Source organism: Vibrio sp. Vb0667 (genome assembly GCF_033391095.1).
Window position 1 is genome coordinate 1 of record NZ_JAWPOL010000192.1, and the last position, 1,356, is coordinate 1,356.

Annotated in this window: 1 pseudogene; it reads right to left on the reverse strand. The window is 43.1% G+C overall.

The features are described from left to right. A pseudogene (locus R8269_RS24540) lies at window positions 1–1,173 on the reverse strand (hypothetical protein); the annotation flags it as partial. Window positions 1,174–1,356: the final 183 nt, after the last annotated feature.

A 1,356-nucleotide genomic window follows, 5' to 3' on the forward strand; every position in this document is an offset into this window, starting at 1 on the left:
TTTGATGGTTTCGTCGAAGATGGTTTGACATGCTAGAGCGTTTGCAAAGCCTATATGCAGATCGCCATCTTCGAATGTCGGTGCAAAATCTCTTAAATCTGCGAAGGTTCTGAAGTGAGTGAATGGGGTGTTCCTTGCGGTAAAGCCAACTTTTTTCGCCCACCACATGAATTGGTCTAAGCTCCATTGATGGTCTTCAACCCCAAAAACACTAAACGTGATTGGCTCGTCAGGAGAATCATTGGAAAGTTTAGTATTACGCATACCACCCATTTCCATCGCTAAGTCACGAATACCGAACTCCCAATTAGGAATAACTTCATCGATGATAGGATCATATTGACAGTTCAGGTTTCTGTCGTGGAACGCTCGAAAAGCAATATCAAAGTTTGGCGGTTCTGGCTCAGCAGTCTTCGCTTTGAAGTTATCTGTTTTCGAGAATCGAGGGATAAATCCAAAGAACCCGGCACAGTTTTCACCAGTTTCTTCGCCATACAGGTCAGTACCTTCACAAGCGGCTTCTACGCTCGCTGCTGTGGATACCCAAGCTTTGTAAACCCCACCGGAGTTAGGTGTGTTGGCAAATGGAAATAGCTGTATGGTTTCTCCATCAGGCAGAGAAGTAGGGTCGACATCTAAATACTCACTCCCCAATTGATGTCGACATTCTATGTCTATCGATTGGGTGACCATTTTGCCGCGCACTTTAACTTCTTGAGTGATGGTGACGACGTCATTCATATATGTCACACCACCTTCACCGTCGAAATAGAAAAGACGACAGGCTAATGGTTCTGCGTAAAACTCTTCGGCGTTTCTAGCGTTCTTGCCTTTGATTTTTACATCTTGATAGCAGGTACCACCGTTGGTGTCTGCGCTATCTAAAGTACTTGATAACAAACATTTACCTGATGGATCGGTAACTTGAAAATAATACAAACCAGCAGGCAGTGCTGCGGCTGTCCTTGGTGCGTTAGGCCCTGGGCCTCCATCTAAAAATACTTCTTGTTTAGACTCGTAGCGGACATTTTCATTGACGATATCACCAGCAGGTGTCGTCGTGAATATTGCGCCGTCTAATCTAGCGAAAGCTGGTACAGCAAACATGATAGCTAACGAAGATATCGCAAGAGTTGTTGTCCTTAATTTGGATAAAAACCTGTTGATATTCATTTTTTGCTCCTGTGTCATCATGAGTGACGACACAGGATACAAAGGCAAAGAGTATGCCTATTTTAACTTATTGATTTAAAAGAGCCTTACATGACGTGTTTTATATGAAAAAGCTAAGTAAATGATATGCCGTGATTTCGTTGTTACACTGTGTTGCGTTACACATGTACACATTGTCAGATG